This window comes from Pyrobaculum calidifontis JCM 11548 (assembly GCF_000015805.1).
Classification (GTDB): Archaea; Thermoproteota; Thermoprotei; order Thermoproteales; family Thermoproteaceae; genus Pyrobaculum; species Pyrobaculum calidifontis.
This window is the reverse complement of the sequence record NC_009073.1, coordinates 1,578,698-1,595,477: the sequence shown is the minus strand read 5'-3', so window position 1 is coordinate 1,595,477 and position 16,780 is coordinate 1,578,698. Positions and strand designations below refer to the sequence as shown.

The following is a 16,780-nucleotide window of genomic DNA, read 5'->3' as shown; positions in this document are numbered from 1 at the left end:
ATGTCGCGTGGCCAACGTGTTGGTGTTGATATTCCACGGCTCCCCTGACGCTGAGCATAACAAGCAAGCCGCTATGCTGGCTAAGGCGGTGGGGGCTGGCTACGCCTTTCTCGAGGCGGAGCCAATGTTCACGGGGGGGCTTGGGATGCCTGTATTCGTCGCAGATGGCGCCGACTACAGAAAGGCGTTGAGTATTGCGGCTGTGAAGGCGCCGCCGTTGGTGAAGTGGCCTGGGTTTAGGGAGTTTCTCCTTTCGCTTGGCGCCCAGTTGTACATATTCCACGGGCCTGACAGAGGCGACGTAGGCGCGCTGGGCTTGCCAGTAGCCTTTTTGGAAGGCGAGCCAAACATTAGGGATGCGCCTTGCGTCAACGTGGCGGCTCCTGTGGTGTTGACAAGAGGCTACATCTATAAGAAGATTGAGAGCTTATACGCAAGATGCGGCGCGAGGCTGTTGCCGCCGCTGGCAGAACAACGGCAATTTCTTCTCTACTTCAAGTCTGTATTGCCGATAGTATTGGAAAAGTGGGGGCCTAGCAAGAGCGTAACTTAAATTACGTCTCTGACGTTTACGCGTGGGCCGTGTATATATTGTAGGCGCCGGGCCTGGGGACCCCGAGCTTATTACTGTCAAGGGCCTTCGCCTGCTCCAAGCGGCAGATGTCGTGGTGTACGACAGGCTTGTGGCCAAGGAGCTTCTGAGTTACACAAAGCGGGGGGCCCTCCTCGTGGATGTTGGGAAGAGCCCCGGCGGCGTGGGCCCCTCGCAGGAGGAAATTAACGAACTGCTGTACAAGTACGCCAAGGCTGTGGATATTGTGGTGAGGTTGCATGGGGGCGACCCCCTTGTCTTTGGCCGAGGCTTCGAGGAGTGTCTATACTTGGCAGAGAGGGGGATCTACTGCGAGTTTGTCCCCGGGGTCACCAGCGGCCTTGCCGCCCCCGCTAAGTACTACATACCTCCAGTGGCGAGGGGCATTGCGAGTTCTGTGGCGCTTGTTACCGGCAGAGAGGACCCAAGCAAGGGGAGGAGGTTTGTAAATTTCAGGAAGCTGGCCGGCGCAGTGGACACCTTGATTATATACATGGGTGCGTCTACGGCGGGGGAGATTGCCAGAGAGCTGTTGGAGGGAGGGCTGAGCCCCGAGACTTCAGTGGCGGTGATAAGGTCCGCCTACTTCAGCGACGAGGAGTTTATCACGACGACTTTGGGGGAGCTTAAGAGCGTGGCTAGCCCGGCGATTATTGTGGTAGGTCACGTGGTGGCAAAGGGCGTCGCGTTGATGGAGCATGTAAGGAAGATTTCACCACCGCCCTCTTAGCCATGTCCATAGTCGTGGTGAGAATTAAAGAGGGGAAGTGTCCCGAGGGGGCAACGTGCATATCCATAGGCCGCGTGGCGCCCCGTCCCGACGTGTACATCCCCGAGGGGGACTACCTAGTGGTGATGAGCCCCGCCGTGGCGCAGTTTGTAGACCTCGAAAAAATAAGAGCGAGGTTCAAATGTGTAATATGCGTCGGACCCGCCACTGCAGAGGCCGTAGGGAATTGCATCACGCCGAGGGAGTACAGTAGCTACGGCGTGGCCAAGTTGCTTAAGGAACTCGCGCCGGGGGTGGTTGTGGTGTTAAGGTCGGGGATGGGCAACGACGTATTGAAAAGCTTAGTTCCAAACGTCGTGGAAGTGCCAGTATACGACATAGTTATTGAGCCGGACAAGCTTGAGAGCGCCACGGCGGCCATAGCTGCGGCGAGGGCGGTAGTTTTAACGAGCGCCACAGTGGCTGAGGTTGTCGCCTCGCGAGTAGACTTGAGGGGTAAGAGAGTTGTAGCAATAGGGCCTGTCACGTCAGCTAAACTAGCCGAGCTGGGCATCCCCCACATAGTAGCGCCGGAGGCCACGATAGAGGCAGCGGTCAAAGCCACAGCAGTGGCTTAAAAAGCGCAGTTGTTACATGAAGAAGAGGGGATCGGTGCTCGTCGAGGAGGTCTTGCTAATACTTATAGCCGTGGCGCTTGTATCAGCATTCGCGCTAACCATAAGCGGCATGGTTCAGGGCGCGGTGGACAAGATACTGGGCTTCCGCAATGCTACCAACTCGATTTTGAACTCCCTAGTCGAGGGAGTCAAACAGCTCATCCTCGGCTAATTTATAAAGGTCCCGTTTTTTACATGCGCATTCCTCTTTGGGTAGAGGCCTCTCGCCTTAAGGTGTTAGTCCTCGGCGGCGGCGCCGTGGGGACAAGGAGGGCAAAGTTCTTCGCCTCCAGCGGCGCCAAGGTGCGCGTAATTGCTAGAGAGGTCAGCGACGAACTGAAGAAGTTGCCCGTGGAGATAAAAATTGCGGACTTAAACGAGTACGACCCAGCAGAAGATGTTGAGTGGGCTGACATCGTCGTAGTGGCAGTTAGCGACAGAGAGTTAGCCGACCGTTTGTTCCGCCTGGCCAGCGAAAGGGGGAAGCTTGTAAACGACGCCACAGACGCCTCCCGCACCCATGTGGTTGTCCCCTATGAGAGAGTTGTCGAGGGCCTTAGAGTGGCTGTCACAAGCGAAGGCGCCGCGGGAGCCCCCGCGCGCCTCTCTCTGGACGTGATTGAGGAATGCATCAAGAGGAGCTGGATACCGACATTCTTCAAGGCCTACAAGGCGTTGAAGGCTGAGGCAAAGGAGCGTATACCCGACGTGAGGCGCAGATTGGACTTCTACGACGCGTTGTGGCGCGACGAGGCGTTTAGAACAAGCGTCTTCAACGGCGACGTAGACGGCGCAGTAGAAAGAGGGCGCGAGATTATGAGGCAGTATATATAAACAGAGGGCAAGGGAGGGACATGCGCGTACAGTTTCCAACGACTAGGCCTAGGCGCCTACGTGCCTCAAAGATAATCCGCGACGCCGTCGCTGAGACGCAGATCGACGCTGGCGACTTCATATATCCACTGTTTGTAAAACCGGGCGGCGAGAGGGAGCCCATAGGCCCCATGCCCGGGATATACAGGTGGCCCGTCGGCCGCGAGTTGATAAACCACGTGGAAGAGGCCCTGTCGTTGGGCATAAATAAGTTCATTCTCTTCGGCGTATTGCCTGACGAGCTTAAGAACCCTGAAGGCACCGGCGGCTACGACCCCGAGGGCGTAGTGCCAAGGGCCATACGGCTCATAAAGGAGATCTTCGGCGATAGGGTCCTAGTTTTTGCAGACGTGTGCCTCTGCGAATACACAGACCACGGCCACTGCGGCGTGGTGAAGGAGAAGAGGGACAGGTGGTACGTCGACAACGACGAGACGATAAAGCTTTATGCGAAAGAGGCCGTCGTATATGCGGAGGCTGGGGCAGACTTCGTGGCGCCAAGCGGCATGATGGACGGCCAAGTGAGAGAAATTAGGCGGGCGCTAGACGCCCACGGCTTTGAGGAGGTCGGAATAATGGCCTACAGCGCCAAATACGCCTCAGCGTTTTATGGCCCATTCCGAGTGGCCGCGGCATCGGCCCCAAAGTTCGGCGATAGGAGGACTTACCAAATGGACCCCCGCAACGCCTACGAGGCGTTGAAGGAGGTGGCCATGGACCTTGAGGAGGGGGCCGACATAGTGATGGTAAAACCAGCCTTGGCCTACCTAGACGTCATTAGGCTTGTGAAACAGCACTTTCCATGGGTCCCCCTAGCCGCATATAACGTCTCTGGCGAGTACTCCCTCGTAAAGGCGGCCGCGACAGCCGGCTATGTCGACGAAAGGACGATAACGCTAGAGATATTGACGGCGATAAAGAGGGCAGGCGCCGATCTAATATTAACATATCACGCGCTTGAAGCGGCCAAGTGGATAAAAGAGGGACTGCCCTTCTAGCGCATTGCGAACAGCGCTACTCCTTGCGCCTATTTGCGCCTCATATGCAAGCGGGCTTGTTGCCAACGCCGTTTATCGTTTCAGCTAAGATTAATTAGTTCAAACGGATCACGTGGGTATGGACGCCAAGACGGTGGACTTGCTAATGGCTGTGCAATACGACTTCCCCCTAGTGGAGAGACCTTTTCAAGCAATTGCGGATACCCTGGGGACCTCTGAGTCGTGGGTATTGGAGAGGCTTAGGGAGGCCGTCTTGAGCGGGGTGTTGAAGCGCATAGGCGCAATCCTCAATTACAAGTCCCGCGGCATGGTGGCCGCGTTGGTGGGCATGGCGGTGCCTGAGGATAGGATCGAGGAGGTGGCGGCCGAGGTTAATAGGGATCCTATGGTCAGCCACAACTTCCAGCGCGACTACAGGCCGTACAACCTCTGGTTTGTAACTAAGGCGCACTCGAAGGAGGAGCTAGAGGCCAAGGTGAAGGCTGTGGCGGACAAGTTCGGCGTAGACTACGTGGTACTTTACTCGCTCAGGTCCTACAAGGTGGATGTCAGATTCGACCTCCGCCGCGGCATCTCTTGGACCAGGGGGTACATAATGCCGGAGGATCCGCCCTCTGTGAAATCGCTGGGAATTCCGATGGAGTTCTTTGGAAAAATCAAATCGCTACCGCTTGTCCCAGAGCCGTTCAAGGAGGCAGCCGCGGTGCTGGGTTTGTCGGTTGCACAGACCCTTGAGAAAATAAAGGAGTTGATAAAGCTGGGCGTACTCCGCGATTTACACGCCACGTTAGACGGAGAGGCTGTCGGCTTTAGAGAAAACGCCATGGTGGTAATGAGGGAGGCCAAGTGCGAAGAGGTGGCGATGTTGCCCATCTCTACCCATGTGGTTTTGAGAAACACAGTGCCAGGGAAGTGGGAATACCCCTGCTACTTCATGGTACATGGGACAAGGCGAGACGTGATTGAGTCATATGTACAAGAGTCATTGCGCAAGCTAGGCGTGGAAAAGTATGCAGTATTGTACAGCGTCCGCGACTTCCTCGGCGGCAGAGAGATGGGGAAGAGGGTTGAAAGAGTCGCGGAAATCTAATCTCCCTCTCTAATTTTCCTAATCTCCTCTGCTGCACGTCTTCCAACCTCCCGCGGGTCTTCGCCCCACAGTTTTATCACATACCTCCTACCCCCTGAGGCATACCCAGCCACGAAGCTCATCCCCCCGTCTTCATATCTGGCAAGTCCTCCCACGGCCACGTGGCAGCCGGCGCCTACGTGCATGAGAAACTCCCGCTCAGCCGTAGCCTCAACCGCGGCCCTCCTATCGCTGGCTCTTCTAAGGATGTCGATAAGCCATGCCTCTCCCTCTTTTACAACCGCCACCACGATCCCCTGCCCAGGCGGCGGCGGAATCTCCTCGGGCCTAATCGGCGACAGCTTCACTGGCGCCTCCCAGCCGTAGAGCCTCACGAGGCCTGCCATGGCCATAATGGCCGCGTCGTATTGGCCAGACAAGATTTTGCCCACGCGCGTATCTACGTTGCCTCTGAGGGGGCGCACTTCGACGTCCGGCCTCACGGCCCTTAGGAACTCTGCCCTCCTCACGCTAGATGTGCCGACCACGGCGCCTTTCGGCAACGTGTAAAGGCTGTACCCTTCGCGGCTTGCTACAACGTCGTAGGGCGGGGCCCTCCGCGAAAAGCCAGCGATCACTAGGCCGGGCGTAAGCTCCGACGGCAAATCCTTCAAGCTGTGCACAGCCACATCCGCCTCCCCCCTCAACACTGCCAAGTTCACCTCCTTTTCGAAGATCCCCTTCACGCCAATTTGGTAAAGCGGCCTGTCTTGAACGACGTCGCCTGTGGTTTTTACAACTACTAGCTCAAACTCCACCTTTGGCTCAACTGCCTTTACTTGGTCTAGGAGTTCCTGTGTCTGTAATAAACTTAGCTTCGACCCCCTCGTCGCAACCCTAATCTTCATTGCCAAAGAGGCGTGGAATGGGGCACAGGGGGTCGTCGCCGAAGATGTCGCCAGTTAAGTAGTAAGCCCTAGTCCTGTCCCCGCCCTTGCAATATCTCTTAAAGCGGCAGGGCGAGCACTTGGGCCCCCGCAGATAGCGGTCAGTGTTTACAAAGGGCTCCAACACCTCGGGGCGCAGTATGTCCCTCAGCCTCTTCTCTCTGACGTTGCCCAACTTGTAGAAGTCTATGAACTGGCAAGGGTATACATCGCCGTTTGGGTATATAGACACGATTTTCCTGCCGCAACCCCCCGTCGCCTCCACAAATTCTAGATACTTTGTATCGCCGTGGCCAACCGTCAAAGCTATATAGATGCCGTCGTAGGGTGCCAGAGTAGTTTCTATCTCCAGCTTGCCCGCGTACTGCCTGGCCTTGGCTATCAACGTCTCAATAAACCGTCTATACTGCTCCGGCGTGTACCACCAGTCCTCAGAGAGCTTCTGCGCCCTGCCAGCCGCGGAGAGGTGGTAAAAGGTGATCCTCCTCACGCCAAGAGACGCGGCAAAGTCGACGTATTCCCCTACCTCGTGTATATTCTTCGCAGTGACGACAAAGCGGAGGCCCACGTCGAGACCTGCCTCAATTGCGTTCTTGATCCCAGCCAACGCTGCGGCAAAGCTCCCCTGCACGCCCCTAAATCTGTCGTGGAACTCTGCGCTTATAGAGTCGAGACTGACGCCGACATAGACGACGCCCACTTCTTTCAGCCTCTTCGCAACCTCCGGCGTTATCAAAGTGCCATTTGTGGATAACACTAGCTTAATGCCCCTATCTCTGGCATACTGGGCAATCTCAAAAAAGTCGCGTCTAACAAGCGGCTCGCCGCCTGTGAACAATATGAGCGGCACGCCCACTTCTGCCATTTGGTCAACGACATCTAAGGCCTCCTTTGTAGTTAGTTCGTTAGCCTCGGCCTCGCCTGCATCGATGTAGCAGTGGAGACAGCGCAAGTTGCACCTCTTTGTGATATTCCAACTCACAATCGGCCTTAGCGGCGCCGAGAAGTCGCTTGGCTTTTCCACACCGAACCTACCCTTAACTTTAAACGAAGTGGTACCCACGCCGGCCACCATGACGCTTATCGGAATCACTAGTTGAGATCCGTACGTAATATATTTTTGTGACCCGCCGAGGAAATTTTTTAAAGACGTAATAGAGGCGTTGCGTATGCACGTCGTGTACGCAGTTGAGGAGGTGCCAATACCCGACGGCGTCAAGGTCGCCATAGAGAAGACCGGGCCCTTCGACTACGTTGTCAAAGTCAAGGGCCCTCTTGGAGAGCTCGTCAAGGAGTTTAAAAACACCCCAGTCATAATGTCGCTGAGCGACGGCAAAGTGGTGCTCGAAGTACTAAACGCGAAGAAGAGAGAGTACGCCCTGCTTGGGACTTACAAGGGCATATTGAAAAACATGTTCCTAGGAGTCACAAAGGGGTGGCGCTACAAGCTCAAAGTCATATACACCCACTTCCCCATGCTTGTAAAAGTGCAAGGGAACCAGCTGACTATAGAGAACTTCTTGGGGAGAAAATCCAAGATAGTGTTAGAGATACCCAAGGGCGTCAAGGTGGAGGTAAAGGGCAAAGAGGACATAGTGGTGGAGGGCATCGATAGAGAGCTTGTCAGCCAATTCGCCGCAGCCATCCAAGCCGCCACGGAGCTGAGGGGCGAGGAAAAGCCGTCGCCTCACGGACGCGAGGGCGGCCTAGGCGTAGTAGATGGGATATACGTCGTCGGCTACGAACACGTCAAAGCCTAGGCTTTCTGCATACGTCCTATACTCATCGCCATACTCATTTGTAGCATTCCTGTTGCCCTTCTACATCTTCGAGCTCGGCCACGGCGAGGTGGAAGTAGGCATCGCCTACGCCTCCTACGCAGCCGCCGTCGTTGTAATCCGGCCAGCGGCGGGGCACTTAGCCGATAAAGCGGGCAGACGCCTTTCAATGGGCATAGGCGGCGTCCTCCTGTCCGCGTCTATGACGCTGCTGAGTCTCTCTACGTCGATAAGCCACGTCTATGCGGCAATGTTCCTATCGGGCGTTGCCTCAAGTCTGATAAACGTAGCCGCAGTGGCCTACGTCTCAGACGTGGGAGGCCTAGAGGACCCGGCGCTCTACTCCAAGCTCAAGATCGCCGCAGCCGCCGGCGCCGTGGCGGGAGGGGTCTCTATCCCTGCCGTCTATATTTTGTCGAAGCTCATGGGATACGCGGCGGCGTTTAGACTTACCGCGCTGGCTTTCGCCGCCTTATCGGCCGCCGCGTTGTTCCACCTCCCGGAGGAGACTAGGCACTTGGCCGTCCGACACCACCGCACAGATGTGCGAGTCTTGTCTTGCATAATCGTTGCATCGCTTCTCGCGGGCCTCTCCACCGGCTTATACGGGCCCCAAGTGTTACCATTCCTACACGACAGATTTTCCCTCTCCCCCTTCGCGGCAGTATTGGCGTATTTGCCCGCGGCCATCTCCTGGTTTGTTGGACCCCGTCTCGCCAGACCCGCTCGCTCATCAGTTGCGCTAGGCTCTCTAGTGGTCGCAGTGGCGCTTATAGGCATGGCGTATTCGCCCTCTCCATACATCTTCTCAGCCATTTGGGTCTTAGAGAGCTTAGGCGTTGCAGTATTATCCACTTCGCTAGAACAGATGGTCTCTAGGAACGTCGCAGGTGTTTACTGGGCCAGGGGCTACGGGGTTTACCAGGGAGTTAACAACTTGGGCTACGCTGTGGGCGCCGCGGTCTCCGGCTACATGTACCCCCCATTCCTATACGCCGTAATACCCGCCGTAGCGCTCTCGGCGCTTTCCCTCAAATGCCTAAAACCCCAATAAATATGCCAGTAGGTATGAGGATTCCCACCGCCAGATTTAAGTTAAAGCCCAGCCCCACTCTGCCCAAAGCCCCCAGCACCGCCGACGCCACCTCTACCCCGGCGCCTATGAGGGTGACCAAGAGGCCCAAAGGCCCCAAGCCGTAGGCCAAGTAGTTCGCCACGTATAAAGCGGCGGAGAGAGTTAGAAGTACAACCGCCGCGGCGTCTGCCGCCTTTACTCCAAAACACGCCGCAATGCTACCCAGTCCAAACTTTCTATCGAACTCCACGTCCCCCTTGGAGTACACTACGTCAAAGCCGGCGACCCACAGCGCGGCGGCGGCCACGAGCATCCGCGGCGTGTGGGCCAGCGCGGCCGCTATGTCGTCGGGGTACATGGCGATAGAAGCGCCTAGGGGGACGAGGGCGTAGACAAGCCCCAGGTGGAAATGTGGAAAACAGTGTAGCCGCTTCGCATAGGGGTAAGTCACAGCCACAGCCAAGTACGGCGCCGCCAAGAGAAGCGGCCATAGACCTAACGCCGTAGCCGAGGCAAAGAAGACCGCGGCGCCAGCGGCGAAGGTCGCATAGGCCTCTCTAAACGTGACTTTCCCAGTCACCAACATCCTCCCCTGCGTCCTCGGATTTAATTTGTCGATGGGGAAATCGACGATGTTGTTCCACGCCATGCCCGCAGTCCTTAGCCCAAACACAGCGAGCCCTATAAAAACCGCCTTCCACAAGTCCAGGTGGTTGCCTGCCAAAATAGCCGCGGCATACGCCATTGGCAGGGTGAAAATCGTGTGCTCGACCCGTATAAAGCGCAGTATACGGAGCGTCGTGGCCCCAGCGACCTCTGGGTCAAAGGGCATAGACGTGGTGGCGCTCTGGGTAAAAATATTTAAGGGAAAGGCGGCGCGCAGGCGTGGACGAGCTAGACCGCATACTCTGGAAAAAGGCCGTGGAACTTACGAGGGCCAAGGACCCGCCAAAGTGTTGCACCGTCAACTACCCCCCTGGCCACGTGCTCAGAGACGTGGCCCAGTTTAAGAACGCTGTAATGGGGTGTAAGGTTGCCTTCGTCATGTTTTTTGGAAAGACGTGTCCATATTGCGCCGCCTTTGACCCCATCTTTCGACAAGTGGGAGAGAGGTACAGACATATGGCGAACTTTGTAAAAGCGGACATAGAAGAGTTTTACCACATAGCGGCATCTTTGGGCATTATGGCTACTCCTACGACAGTGGCGTTTATAAATGGGACCCCCGTCGAGGCCGCGCCTGGCTTTATGACAGCGCCTCAATTTCGCACATTTGTGGAATCCGTACTAGAACACGCCAGCTGTAGAAGTTAATCGGCAAGTATATTAAGATGTATTATAGTAGCCTTGATGTATATTGTAGTTGGTGGGGGCGTTGTTGGACTCTTCTCCGCTGTATACCTCGCCCGCGAAGGGGCGGATGTTGTCCTGGTGGACTCCGCGCCTGGAGGCTGGTCGAAGGCAGCCGCGGGCGTGTTAGAGCCGACAAAATTTGAGATAAATAGAATAAACGTGAGGGGTTACCCCGTCAGGTACATAAAGATGTGGCTTAAGGGTAAGGCCCGCATCGCTAGACTGGATTGGCGTTGGATTTTGACCTATATCAAGGTATATGGAAGAGAATACCCAGAGGAGATCTGGAACCAGGTCAAAGAGCTAGCGCGTTTTTCTATATCTGAATATCGCCGACTTGCCGAAGAGAAAAACGATTTTGAATTTAGGGAGGAGCCCCTCTACGAGGTGGTGGAAGACATAGAGGCTGAAGTTGCGGCGCTTAAGCAAGATCCGCTCAAGCCCAGGTTCGACGTGGGGGAGGTAAAGGGTAGACGGGCGATAGTATACCTAGACTCCGTGGTTATTTCCACGGACTTGGCCGTAGAAAGGCTCTACAGAGAGGTTGCGTCTAGAGGTGTGAGAATTGTGAATAAGAAAGCGAGCAGAGTAGAAGAGGGGCGCGTCGTCTTGGAAGACGGCGAGATTTTAAAAGGCGATGGGGTAATAGTGGCTGCTGGCTGGTGGGCCAGAAGGCTAGGCGTTCCCGTGGCGCCGTTAAAGGGATATGGGTTTAGGCTAGTTGCGCGGTGGTCCGGTCCTACAGTCGCCGACTTTATAGGTGGCGTTTTTCTAGTCCCATTCAAGGGGTGGATCAAGGCCACTGGGCGCTTCGACTTAGACGCATCACCAGACCACTCGCCGTCAAGGAAGGTGTTGGCCGCGGCTAAGACGTGGCTTGGCGACTTCGAAGTAATGGACATGGCCGTGGGGTATAGGCCCTGTGCGCCCGACGGCCTCCCCGTGATAGAGAGACGCGGCGGCGTCGTGGTAGCCACAGGCGGTTGCCGCCTAGGATGGACCCTAGGGCCCGGCATTGCCCATGCCGCAGTTCAACTACTCCTCGGGAGGTCGGCCACGGCCCTAACAACGGCGAGATTCAGCGCCGGCAAGCGCTTAGCGGCTGCACTAAAACATTAAAAGAGCATTTGGACACGTCTCCATGGTGCGTGTAGTGATTGTAGGTGGCGGGGCCGCTGGCGCCTCGGCGGCGGCGCGGGCAAGGCGTCTAGACCCATCGGCCGAAGTGGTGTTGATAGAGAGGGGCTCTATGATTACACATGCCCCTTGTGGCATGCCGTACGCCATAGGCGGAATTGTGAAAAGCCATGAGGAGCTGATGACGTACAGCCCCGAGGAGTTTGAGAAGGAGAGAAACATCAAGGTATTGATACGTACAGCCGTGGTGGATGTAGATGTGGACAAGAGGGTGGTAGTTGTAAAGAGGGGCGAGTCTACTGAGAAAATTGCGTGGGACAAGTTGGTCATAGCCACTGGCGCAAAGCCCCTCGTGCCTAAGATCCCCGGAGTTGAGCTAAAGGGCATTCTCACAATGCGGCACCCAGACGAGGTGCCTCACTTGAAGGGCCACCTAGAAAAGGCTAAGACAGTCGCGGTGGTGGGAGGGGGGTACATAGGGGTCGAAATGGCGGAGGTCCTTCTGGAGATGGGGAAGAGGGTGCTCCTATTTGAGATGTTTGACCAAGTCCTCCCCGCGGCGCTTGACCCCGACGTCGCAGCCATAGTCGCCGAGGAGATGAAGAGCAGAGGCGTGGAGCTACACCTAGGCGAGAAAGTGGTGGAGTTCAAGGGCTCCGACCATGTGAACAAGGTGGTGACAGAGAAGGGGGAGTACCAAGTAGACGAGGTGGTCCTCGCAGTTGGAGTTAGGCCAGACGTAGACTTGGCTGTGCGCGCGGGGGCAAAGCTGGGGGAGACCGGGGCCGTCTACGTAAACGAGTACATGGAGACCACAGTTCCCGATGTTTACGCTGCAGGCGACGTGGCGGAGAAAGTCCATAGGATCACAGGGAGGAGGGTGTGGATACCGCTGGCCCCCACGGCCAACAAGGAGGGGCAGGTGGCCGGCGGCAATGCGGTAAAGGGCCGCGTTTTAAAGTTCCCAGGAGTGGTGGGCACGGCTGTCACAAAGTTCTACGACTTATACATAGCAAGAACGGGGCTGGGAGAGAAAGAGGCGGCACAGCTAGGCTTCAAGGTGCAGAGCAGCCTAATAAAGGCGAGGACAAAGGCGCACTACATGCCAAACGCCTCGCCTGTCCACGTAAAGCTTATCGCCGAGGAGTCCACAGGGCGCATACTCGGGGCTCAAATCGTCGGCAAAAGTCAAGTAGTGGCCGCGTACGCAGACATAATGGCCGTTACCATACAGTCGGGCTACACCCTCTCCGACCTCTTCTTCTCCGACCTAGGCTATATGCCAGACACGGCGCCTGTGTGGCACCCCCTCATAGTTGCGGCACGAGTATTAAGCAAGGGCCGTTTATAAACTGGCTATATAGATTTCGTTTTTAGCCAATATTACGGATTTTTACATACCCACTCCACTCTACAATGATAACAATAGTGGGAAGCGGTAGAGTGGGAACAGCAGCCGCGGCCATAATGGGAATAATGAGGATAGACAAAAAAATACTACTAATAGACATAGTAAAAGGCTTACCACAGGGAGAGGCGCTCGACTTAAATCACATGAGCGCAATACTCGGCCTAGACGTAGAGTACGAGGGTAGCAACGACTACAAAGACATGGCTGGAAGCGACTTGGTCATAGTCACCGCCGGCTTCCCCAGGAAGCCAGGCATGACGCGCGAACAATTAGTTGAGACAAATGCAAAAATTGTAAGCGACATAGGCAAAGAGATTAAGAAGTACGCCCCAGACTCCGTTGTGATATTAACCACGAACCCCCTAGACGCCATGACCTACGTGATGTGGAAATCCACGGGGTTCCCCAGGGAGAGGGTGATTGGCTTCAGCGGCGTATTAGACGCGGGCCGCCTAGCCTACTACGCCGCCAAAAAGCTGGGAATTTCGCCGGCCTCGATACTCCCCATAGTGCTGGGCCAGCACGGAGAGAGCATGTTCCCAGTGCCCTCCAAGAGCTTTGTACACGGAGTTCCCCTGAGCAAGTTGCTAAGCGAAGACCAGCTGAGGGAGGTGGTTGAGGAGACGGTAAAGGCGGGGGCCAAGATCACCGAGCTCCGCGGCTTCTCATCCAATTGGGGCCCCGGCGCTGGCTTAGCCATTATGGCCGACAGCGTAAAACGCGACGCACGCCGCTCGTTAATAGCCTCGGTAGTGCTGAAGGGCGAATACGGCGTCTTTGACCTGCCAGTGGAAGTGCCCATAGTGTTAGGCAAGACAGGCGTAGTAAAAGTGCTGGAGATTGAGCTCACGCCAGAGGAAAAGGAGAAATTTAACCAAAGCGTTGAAGCCATAAGGAAGCTCGTAGGCACAATACCGCAGTCGTATCTCCAGTAGTCAAAAGATAAAAAGATTTTTCTCTCCCGCCTTTGTGAGCGTCCTATTTGAGGTTTTGGGCCAGCGGGGGAAGCTACAGGTGGTAGAAGACCCAGAGGTCGGCCACATCTACGCCGTAGTGCCTCACTCTGGCAAAATAAGCCCGGCCACTCTGAAGGAGGTAAAGGAGCTCACTCTCGACCCCTGGAGATACGTCGACGGCGTTGGGCTAGTCCTAGACATAACCATCTGGAAACAAGAGGCAGACATATCCCCCGAGGAGATACGCAATAGAATAGAGAGTAAGTACAAAGAGTTGGTAGACGAGGTGGCCAAGCTTCTCGAAGAGGGCTCAAAGACCTCCTCAGCTCAGAAAAAGCGGAAAAAGAAGCGAAAAAGCCGGAAGTCAAAGACGAAGAAGAAGAGAAGCAGGCGCTGATTCCGTACGGCATCTGGGGTTCAGCGCGCGGTAGCTTCATTACGTTAATAAAGTAATTTCAACTGCCACACTATGTCTACCGTTCCAATAGGTCCGCCCGAGGAGGTTCCCCACATAGAGGTAGACGAGGAGACCAAGGAGATAATTAAGGAGATGTTGTCTCAAATGGAGAACCCGGTAGAAGTGAACTTTTTCACGAGTAAGGGGTGCGGAGGCAGAGAGACCAACTGGTGTGTACCCACCGAGGAGCTCCTAGACCTACTAGTGCAACTTGCCCCCGCCGGCAAATTGAGAGTCAACAAATATGCGTATGAACAAAACGCCGATGTGTTCAACAAGTACGGGGTTGAGCCGCACAGAGTGCCTGTTGTATACTTCGGCGATGGCTTCATTAGGTACCTTGGCGCGCCTATGGGCGAGGAGGTCAGAGCGTTCATAGAAACCGTGGTGCGGTTGAGCACTGGCAAGACCGGCCTTAGGCAGAGGACCAGAGGCGAGCTTTCTGCTCTCGCGCAAAATGCCCCAAAGCGCGTATACGTCTTAACGGTGGTCACTCCCAGCTGCCCCTACTGTCCCTACGCCGTCCTTTTGGCAAACATGTTCGCGTATGAGAGCAAGGGCAAGGTTGTCTCCGTGGTGGTGGAGGCCTATGAGAACCCAGACATAGCAGACATGTACGGAGTCACCGGCGTCCCCACAGTTATCCTACAAGCCGAAGACGCTGCGGTGGGAGAGGTGGAGTTTGTGGGAGTTCCACCAGAGCACGAGCTGTTGGCAAAAGTGAAAAATCACATGGGTCTTTAAAGGTACTGTTGCAGTTTCCTTTAAATGCGTATAAGAGTAGCTACAAGCAACTTGCACAAACTAGCCGAAATTTCGCAGATCTTGAAGCCTTTTGGAATAGAGGTGGAGAGACTAGACGCCGAGAAGGTCGAGGTTCAACACGACGATGTGGCAGTCGTAGCAGAAAAGGCAGCTGAGCCTCTGTGTGCCAGGTACGGGGACTACGTGGTGGTTGAAGACACGGGCTTGTACATAGAGTCGCTTGGGGGCTTCCCCGGCCCCTATGCCGAATACGTCTATAGAACAATAGGCCTAGCTGGCGTGTTGAAGCTGTTGGAGGGGGTAGTCAACCGCGCTGCAGTCTTTAAATGCGCCGCCGCAATATGCGTAGGCGGCGGTGTAAAAGTGTTCATAGGCGAGACTAGGGGCAGAATTGCCCATACGCCAAGGGGGACCGGCGGCTTTGGGTACGACCCCATCTTCATCCCCGAAGGCGAGGAGAGGACTTATGCGGAGCTTGGCGCCGAGGTAAAAAACGCCATTTCCCATAGGGCGAAGGCCTTTAAGGCCATGGCGCTTTGGCTAGTTAATACATTTAAATGAGGAGATATAGGCTATTGTGACCCTCTTTGATAGGCCTGTGGCTGAGTTCGCCACTAAAAACGTAGTCACTGTCAGCGAGAAGGAGAAGGTCTTAAACGCCATGAAGACCATGATTAGCTTGGACATTAGGAGGTTGCCCATTGTAAGAGGCGACAAGGTTGTGGGCATAATCACTATGTTGGACATACTCGACGCAATATACTCGTGGCTCAGCGACAAGAACGCCAGCGGTACGCTCTACAGTGACATTTATATGAAGAGCGTGGCTGAGGTGGGGACAAGAAGCGTGGTTACAGTGAGGCCTAACACGCCAGTGGGCGAGGTCATATCGCTATTTCTACGTCACAACTTCGGCTCAATGCCTATAGTGGACGAGGAGGGGAGGTTGGTGGGCATATTTACAGAGTGGGACGTGTTAAAGCTCGCCTCCCAGCTCGACTTCCCCCACAGAGTCCGCGACGTGATGACGAGGATCGTGTACGTATTGACGCCGTACTCCACAGTGATGGACGTGCTAGAGGGGATCACAGTCTACAAGTTTAGGAGGTACCCCATAGTGGACGAGAGCGGCAAGGTGGTGGCAATGCTCCACGCAAAAGACGTACTGAGATACTTCGCCGAGGACGAGACGGTGGAGAAAATAAGGCAAGGCGCCGTGGAAGAGGTAGTTAACAACTACGCGATAAATATCGCCAAGTCGCCCATCTTTTTGGCAAAGCCAAGCGACCCCGTCATTGACGTAGTGAGAAAGATGTTAGAATACGACGTAGGCGGCGTGCCAGTGGTAAACGAGGAAGGCACAGCCGTAATTGGGATGGTCACTGAAAAGACCCTGCTACTACTTTTCGAAGAATCGCAGTAGTCGTTGCGTTCTAAGCAGTAAAATTGCTATTGCAAATAGGGCAGTTGCAGAGGCCGCTGTGACGCCTGCCAACAGTGGCATAAGTGGGTTAGACGTAGAAGTCGTGGCTGCCGCAAAGTCGGCTTTGCACTCTACCCCGAGCGACTGGGTCAGCTTATAGATCTCAATTCTGTCTCTCGCCTCGCTGGGCTGTAGCGTTTTGCCAGAGGCAACGTCGCGGCACGTCACTCTGGCCTTGGGGTCTTTGACAGCGACTACGTTTATCTCGGCCCCCTGGGCGCATTTTATATAAAACTCAGGCCTATCCGGGTACCTACCCTCTGTACAGCCTGGGGAATACCAAATCCCAAAAGCCGCGTAAGAGCCATTCCCAACCCAGTCAGACACCCTGGGAATCCCCACAGACAAGCCGTCCAACACGAGAGTGTTTCCATTTACAACGGCGGTAAAATTACCCGACGGCCCCTTCACTACCACGGTGCCGGCCAGCGCCAAAGTGGCTGCCAGTAACAAGAGTACCGCCTCCCGCACAGTGGGCGACGTTGAGATAATTTAAAAAG

21 protein-coding genes are annotated in these 16,780 nt (G+C 55.4%); 17 read left to right on the top strand and 4 right to left on the bottom strand.

The annotated features are described in order from the left end of the window. Positions 1 to 16: 16 nt before the first annotated feature. The 7 genes from PCAL_RS09050 to PCAL_RS09020 all read left to right on the top strand — a co-directional run bounded on the left by PCAL_RS09050 (position 17) and on the right by PCAL_RS09020 (position 4,939). A complete protein-coding gene (locus PCAL_RS09050) occupies positions 17 to 553 on the top strand; it encodes a hypothetical protein (RefSeq protein ID WP_011850390.1) in 537 nt (178 codons plus the stop codon). Between the two features lie 22 nt (positions 554 to 575). Then, complete coding sequence (gene cobA, locus PCAL_RS09045) at positions 576 to 1,322, top strand: uroporphyrinogen-III C-methyltransferase (protein WP_011850389.1); 747 nt, start codon at positions 576 to 578, stop codon at positions 1,320 to 1,322. Between the two features lie 2 nt (positions 1,323 to 1,324). After that, complete coding sequence (locus PCAL_RS09040; RefSeq protein WP_011850388.1) at positions 1,325 to 1,939, top strand: uroporphyrinogen-III synthase; 615 nt, start codon at positions 1,325 to 1,327, stop codon at positions 1,937 to 1,939. A gap of 16 nt (positions 1,940 to 1,955) precedes the next feature. Further along, on the top strand, positions 1,956 to 2,150 hold the full coding sequence (locus PCAL_RS09035) for a hypothetical protein (protein WP_011850387.1): 195 nt from the start codon (positions 1,956 to 1,958) through the stop codon (positions 2,148 to 2,150). 23 nt (positions 2,151 to 2,173) lie between these two features. After that, entirely contained in the window at positions 2,174 to 2,812 is a 639-nt protein-coding gene (locus PCAL_RS09030; protein ID WP_011850386.1) for a precorrin-2 dehydrogenase/sirohydrochlorin ferrochelatase family protein, read from the top strand. Positions 2,813 to 2,832: 20 nt separating this feature from the next. Continuing rightward, on the top strand, positions 2,833 to 3,849 hold the full coding sequence (gene hemB, locus PCAL_RS09025; protein WP_011850385.1) for a porphobilinogen synthase: 1,017 nt from the start codon (positions 2,833 to 2,835) through the stop codon (positions 3,847 to 3,849). 118 nt (positions 3,850 to 3,967) lie between these two features. Further along, on the top strand, positions 3,968 to 4,939 hold the full coding sequence (locus PCAL_RS09020; protein WP_011850384.1) for an Lrp/AsnC family transcriptional regulator: 972 nt from the start codon (positions 3,968 to 3,970) through the stop codon (positions 4,937 to 4,939). On the opposite strand, the gene hemC is transcribed toward PCAL_RS09020, so the two are convergent. Together hemC and PCAL_RS09010 are read right to left on the bottom strand one after the other, a co-directional pair. Then, complete coding sequence (hemC, locus tag PCAL_RS09015) at positions 4,936 to 5,826, bottom strand: hydroxymethylbilane synthase (RefSeq protein WP_011850383.1); 891 nt, start codon at positions 5,824 to 5,826, stop codon at positions 4,936 to 4,938. The genes PCAL_RS09020 and hemC overlap by 4 nt on opposite strands. Further along, complete coding sequence (locus tag PCAL_RS09010; protein WP_011850382.1) at positions 5,816 to 6,958, bottom strand: radical SAM/SPASM domain-containing protein; 1,143 nt, start codon at positions 6,956 to 6,958, stop codon at positions 5,816 to 5,818. Before PCAL_RS09010 ends, hemC begins: the two co-directional genes overlap by 11 nt. 76 nt (positions 6,959 to 7,034) lie before the next feature. On the opposite strand from PCAL_RS09010, the gene PCAL_RS09005 reads away from it, so the two are divergent. Both PCAL_RS09005 and PCAL_RS09000 read left to right on the top strand, forming a co-directional pair. Continuing rightward, the gene (locus PCAL_RS09005; protein ID WP_011850381.1) at positions 7,035 to 7,625 is read left to right on the top strand and encodes a 50S ribosomal protein L6; all 591 of its coding nucleotides are present in this window, start codon (positions 7,035 to 7,037) and stop codon (positions 7,623 to 7,625) included. Further along, entirely contained in the window at positions 7,585 to 8,697 is a 1,113-nt protein-coding gene (locus tag PCAL_RS09000; RefSeq protein ID WP_193322654.1) for an MFS transporter, read from the top strand. Before PCAL_RS09005 ends, PCAL_RS09000 begins: the two co-directional genes overlap by 41 nt. Here PCAL_RS09000 and PCAL_RS08995 read toward each other — a convergent pair. Further along, positions 8,675 to 9,550, bottom strand: coding sequence for a UbiA-like polyprenyltransferase (locus PCAL_RS08995; RefSeq protein ID WP_011850379.1), 876 nt, complete (start codon positions 9,548 to 9,550; stop codon positions 8,675 to 8,677). The genes PCAL_RS09000 and PCAL_RS08995 overlap by 23 nt on opposite strands. A 53-nt stretch (positions 9,551 to 9,603) precedes the next feature. Between PCAL_RS08995 and PCAL_RS08990 the strand changes: the two genes are divergently transcribed. The 8 genes from PCAL_RS08990 (at position 9,604) to PCAL_RS08955 (ending at position 16,220) form a co-directional block, all read left to right on the top strand. Next, a complete protein-coding gene (locus PCAL_RS08990; RefSeq protein WP_011850378.1) occupies positions 9,604 to 10,032 on the top strand; it encodes a thioredoxin family protein in 429 nt (142 codons plus the stop codon). Positions 10,033 to 10,068: 36 nt separating this feature from the next. Then, a complete protein-coding gene (gene dpdh / locus PCAL_RS08985) occupies positions 10,069 to 11,190 on the top strand; it encodes a D-proline dehydrogenase (RefSeq protein ID WP_011850377.1) in 1,122 nt (373 codons plus the stop codon). Positions 11,191 to 11,212: 22 nt separating this feature from the next. Continuing rightward, the gene (locus PCAL_RS08980) at positions 11,213 to 12,559 is read left to right on the top strand and encodes an FAD-dependent oxidoreductase (protein WP_011850376.1); all 1,347 of its coding nucleotides are present in this window, start codon (positions 11,213 to 11,215) and stop codon (positions 12,557 to 12,559) included. A 65-nt stretch (positions 12,560 to 12,624) separates the two neighbouring features. Next, complete coding sequence (gene mdh, locus PCAL_RS08975) at positions 12,625 to 13,554, top strand: NAD-dependent malate dehydrogenase (protein ID WP_011850375.1); 930 nt, start codon at positions 12,625 to 12,627, stop codon at positions 13,552 to 13,554. A 34-nt stretch (positions 13,555 to 13,588) separates the two neighbouring features. Then, the gene (locus tag PCAL_RS08970; protein WP_011850374.1) at positions 13,589 to 13,972 is read left to right on the top strand and encodes a hypothetical protein; all 384 of its coding nucleotides are present in this window, start codon (positions 13,589 to 13,591) and stop codon (positions 13,970 to 13,972) included. Positions 13,973 to 14,044: 72 nt separating this feature from the next. After that, on the top strand, positions 14,045 to 14,776 hold the full coding sequence (gene pdo, locus PCAL_RS08965; RefSeq protein ID WP_011850373.1) for a protein disulfide oxidoreductase: 732 nt from the start codon (positions 14,045 to 14,047) through the stop codon (positions 14,774 to 14,776). A 24-nt stretch (positions 14,777 to 14,800) separates the two neighbouring features. Next, the gene (locus PCAL_RS08960) at positions 14,801 to 15,358 is read left to right on the top strand and encodes an XTP/dITP diphosphatase (protein WP_011850372.1); all 558 of its coding nucleotides are present in this window, start codon (positions 14,801 to 14,803) and stop codon (positions 15,356 to 15,358) included. Between the two features lie 16 nt (positions 15,359 to 15,374). Further along, positions 15,375 to 16,220, top strand: coding sequence for a CBS domain-containing protein (locus PCAL_RS08955; RefSeq protein ID WP_011850371.1), 846 nt, complete (start codon positions 15,375 to 15,377; stop codon positions 16,218 to 16,220). On the opposite strand, the gene PCAL_RS08950 is transcribed toward PCAL_RS08955, so the two are convergent. Then, positions 16,197 to 16,751, bottom strand: a complete 555-nt coding sequence (locus tag PCAL_RS08950; protein ID WP_011850370.1) for a hypothetical protein — start codon at positions 16,749 to 16,751, stop codon at positions 16,197 to 16,199. The two genes, PCAL_RS08955 and PCAL_RS08950, sit on opposite strands and share 24 nt — an antisense overlap. Positions 16,752 to 16,780: the final 29 nt, after the last annotated feature.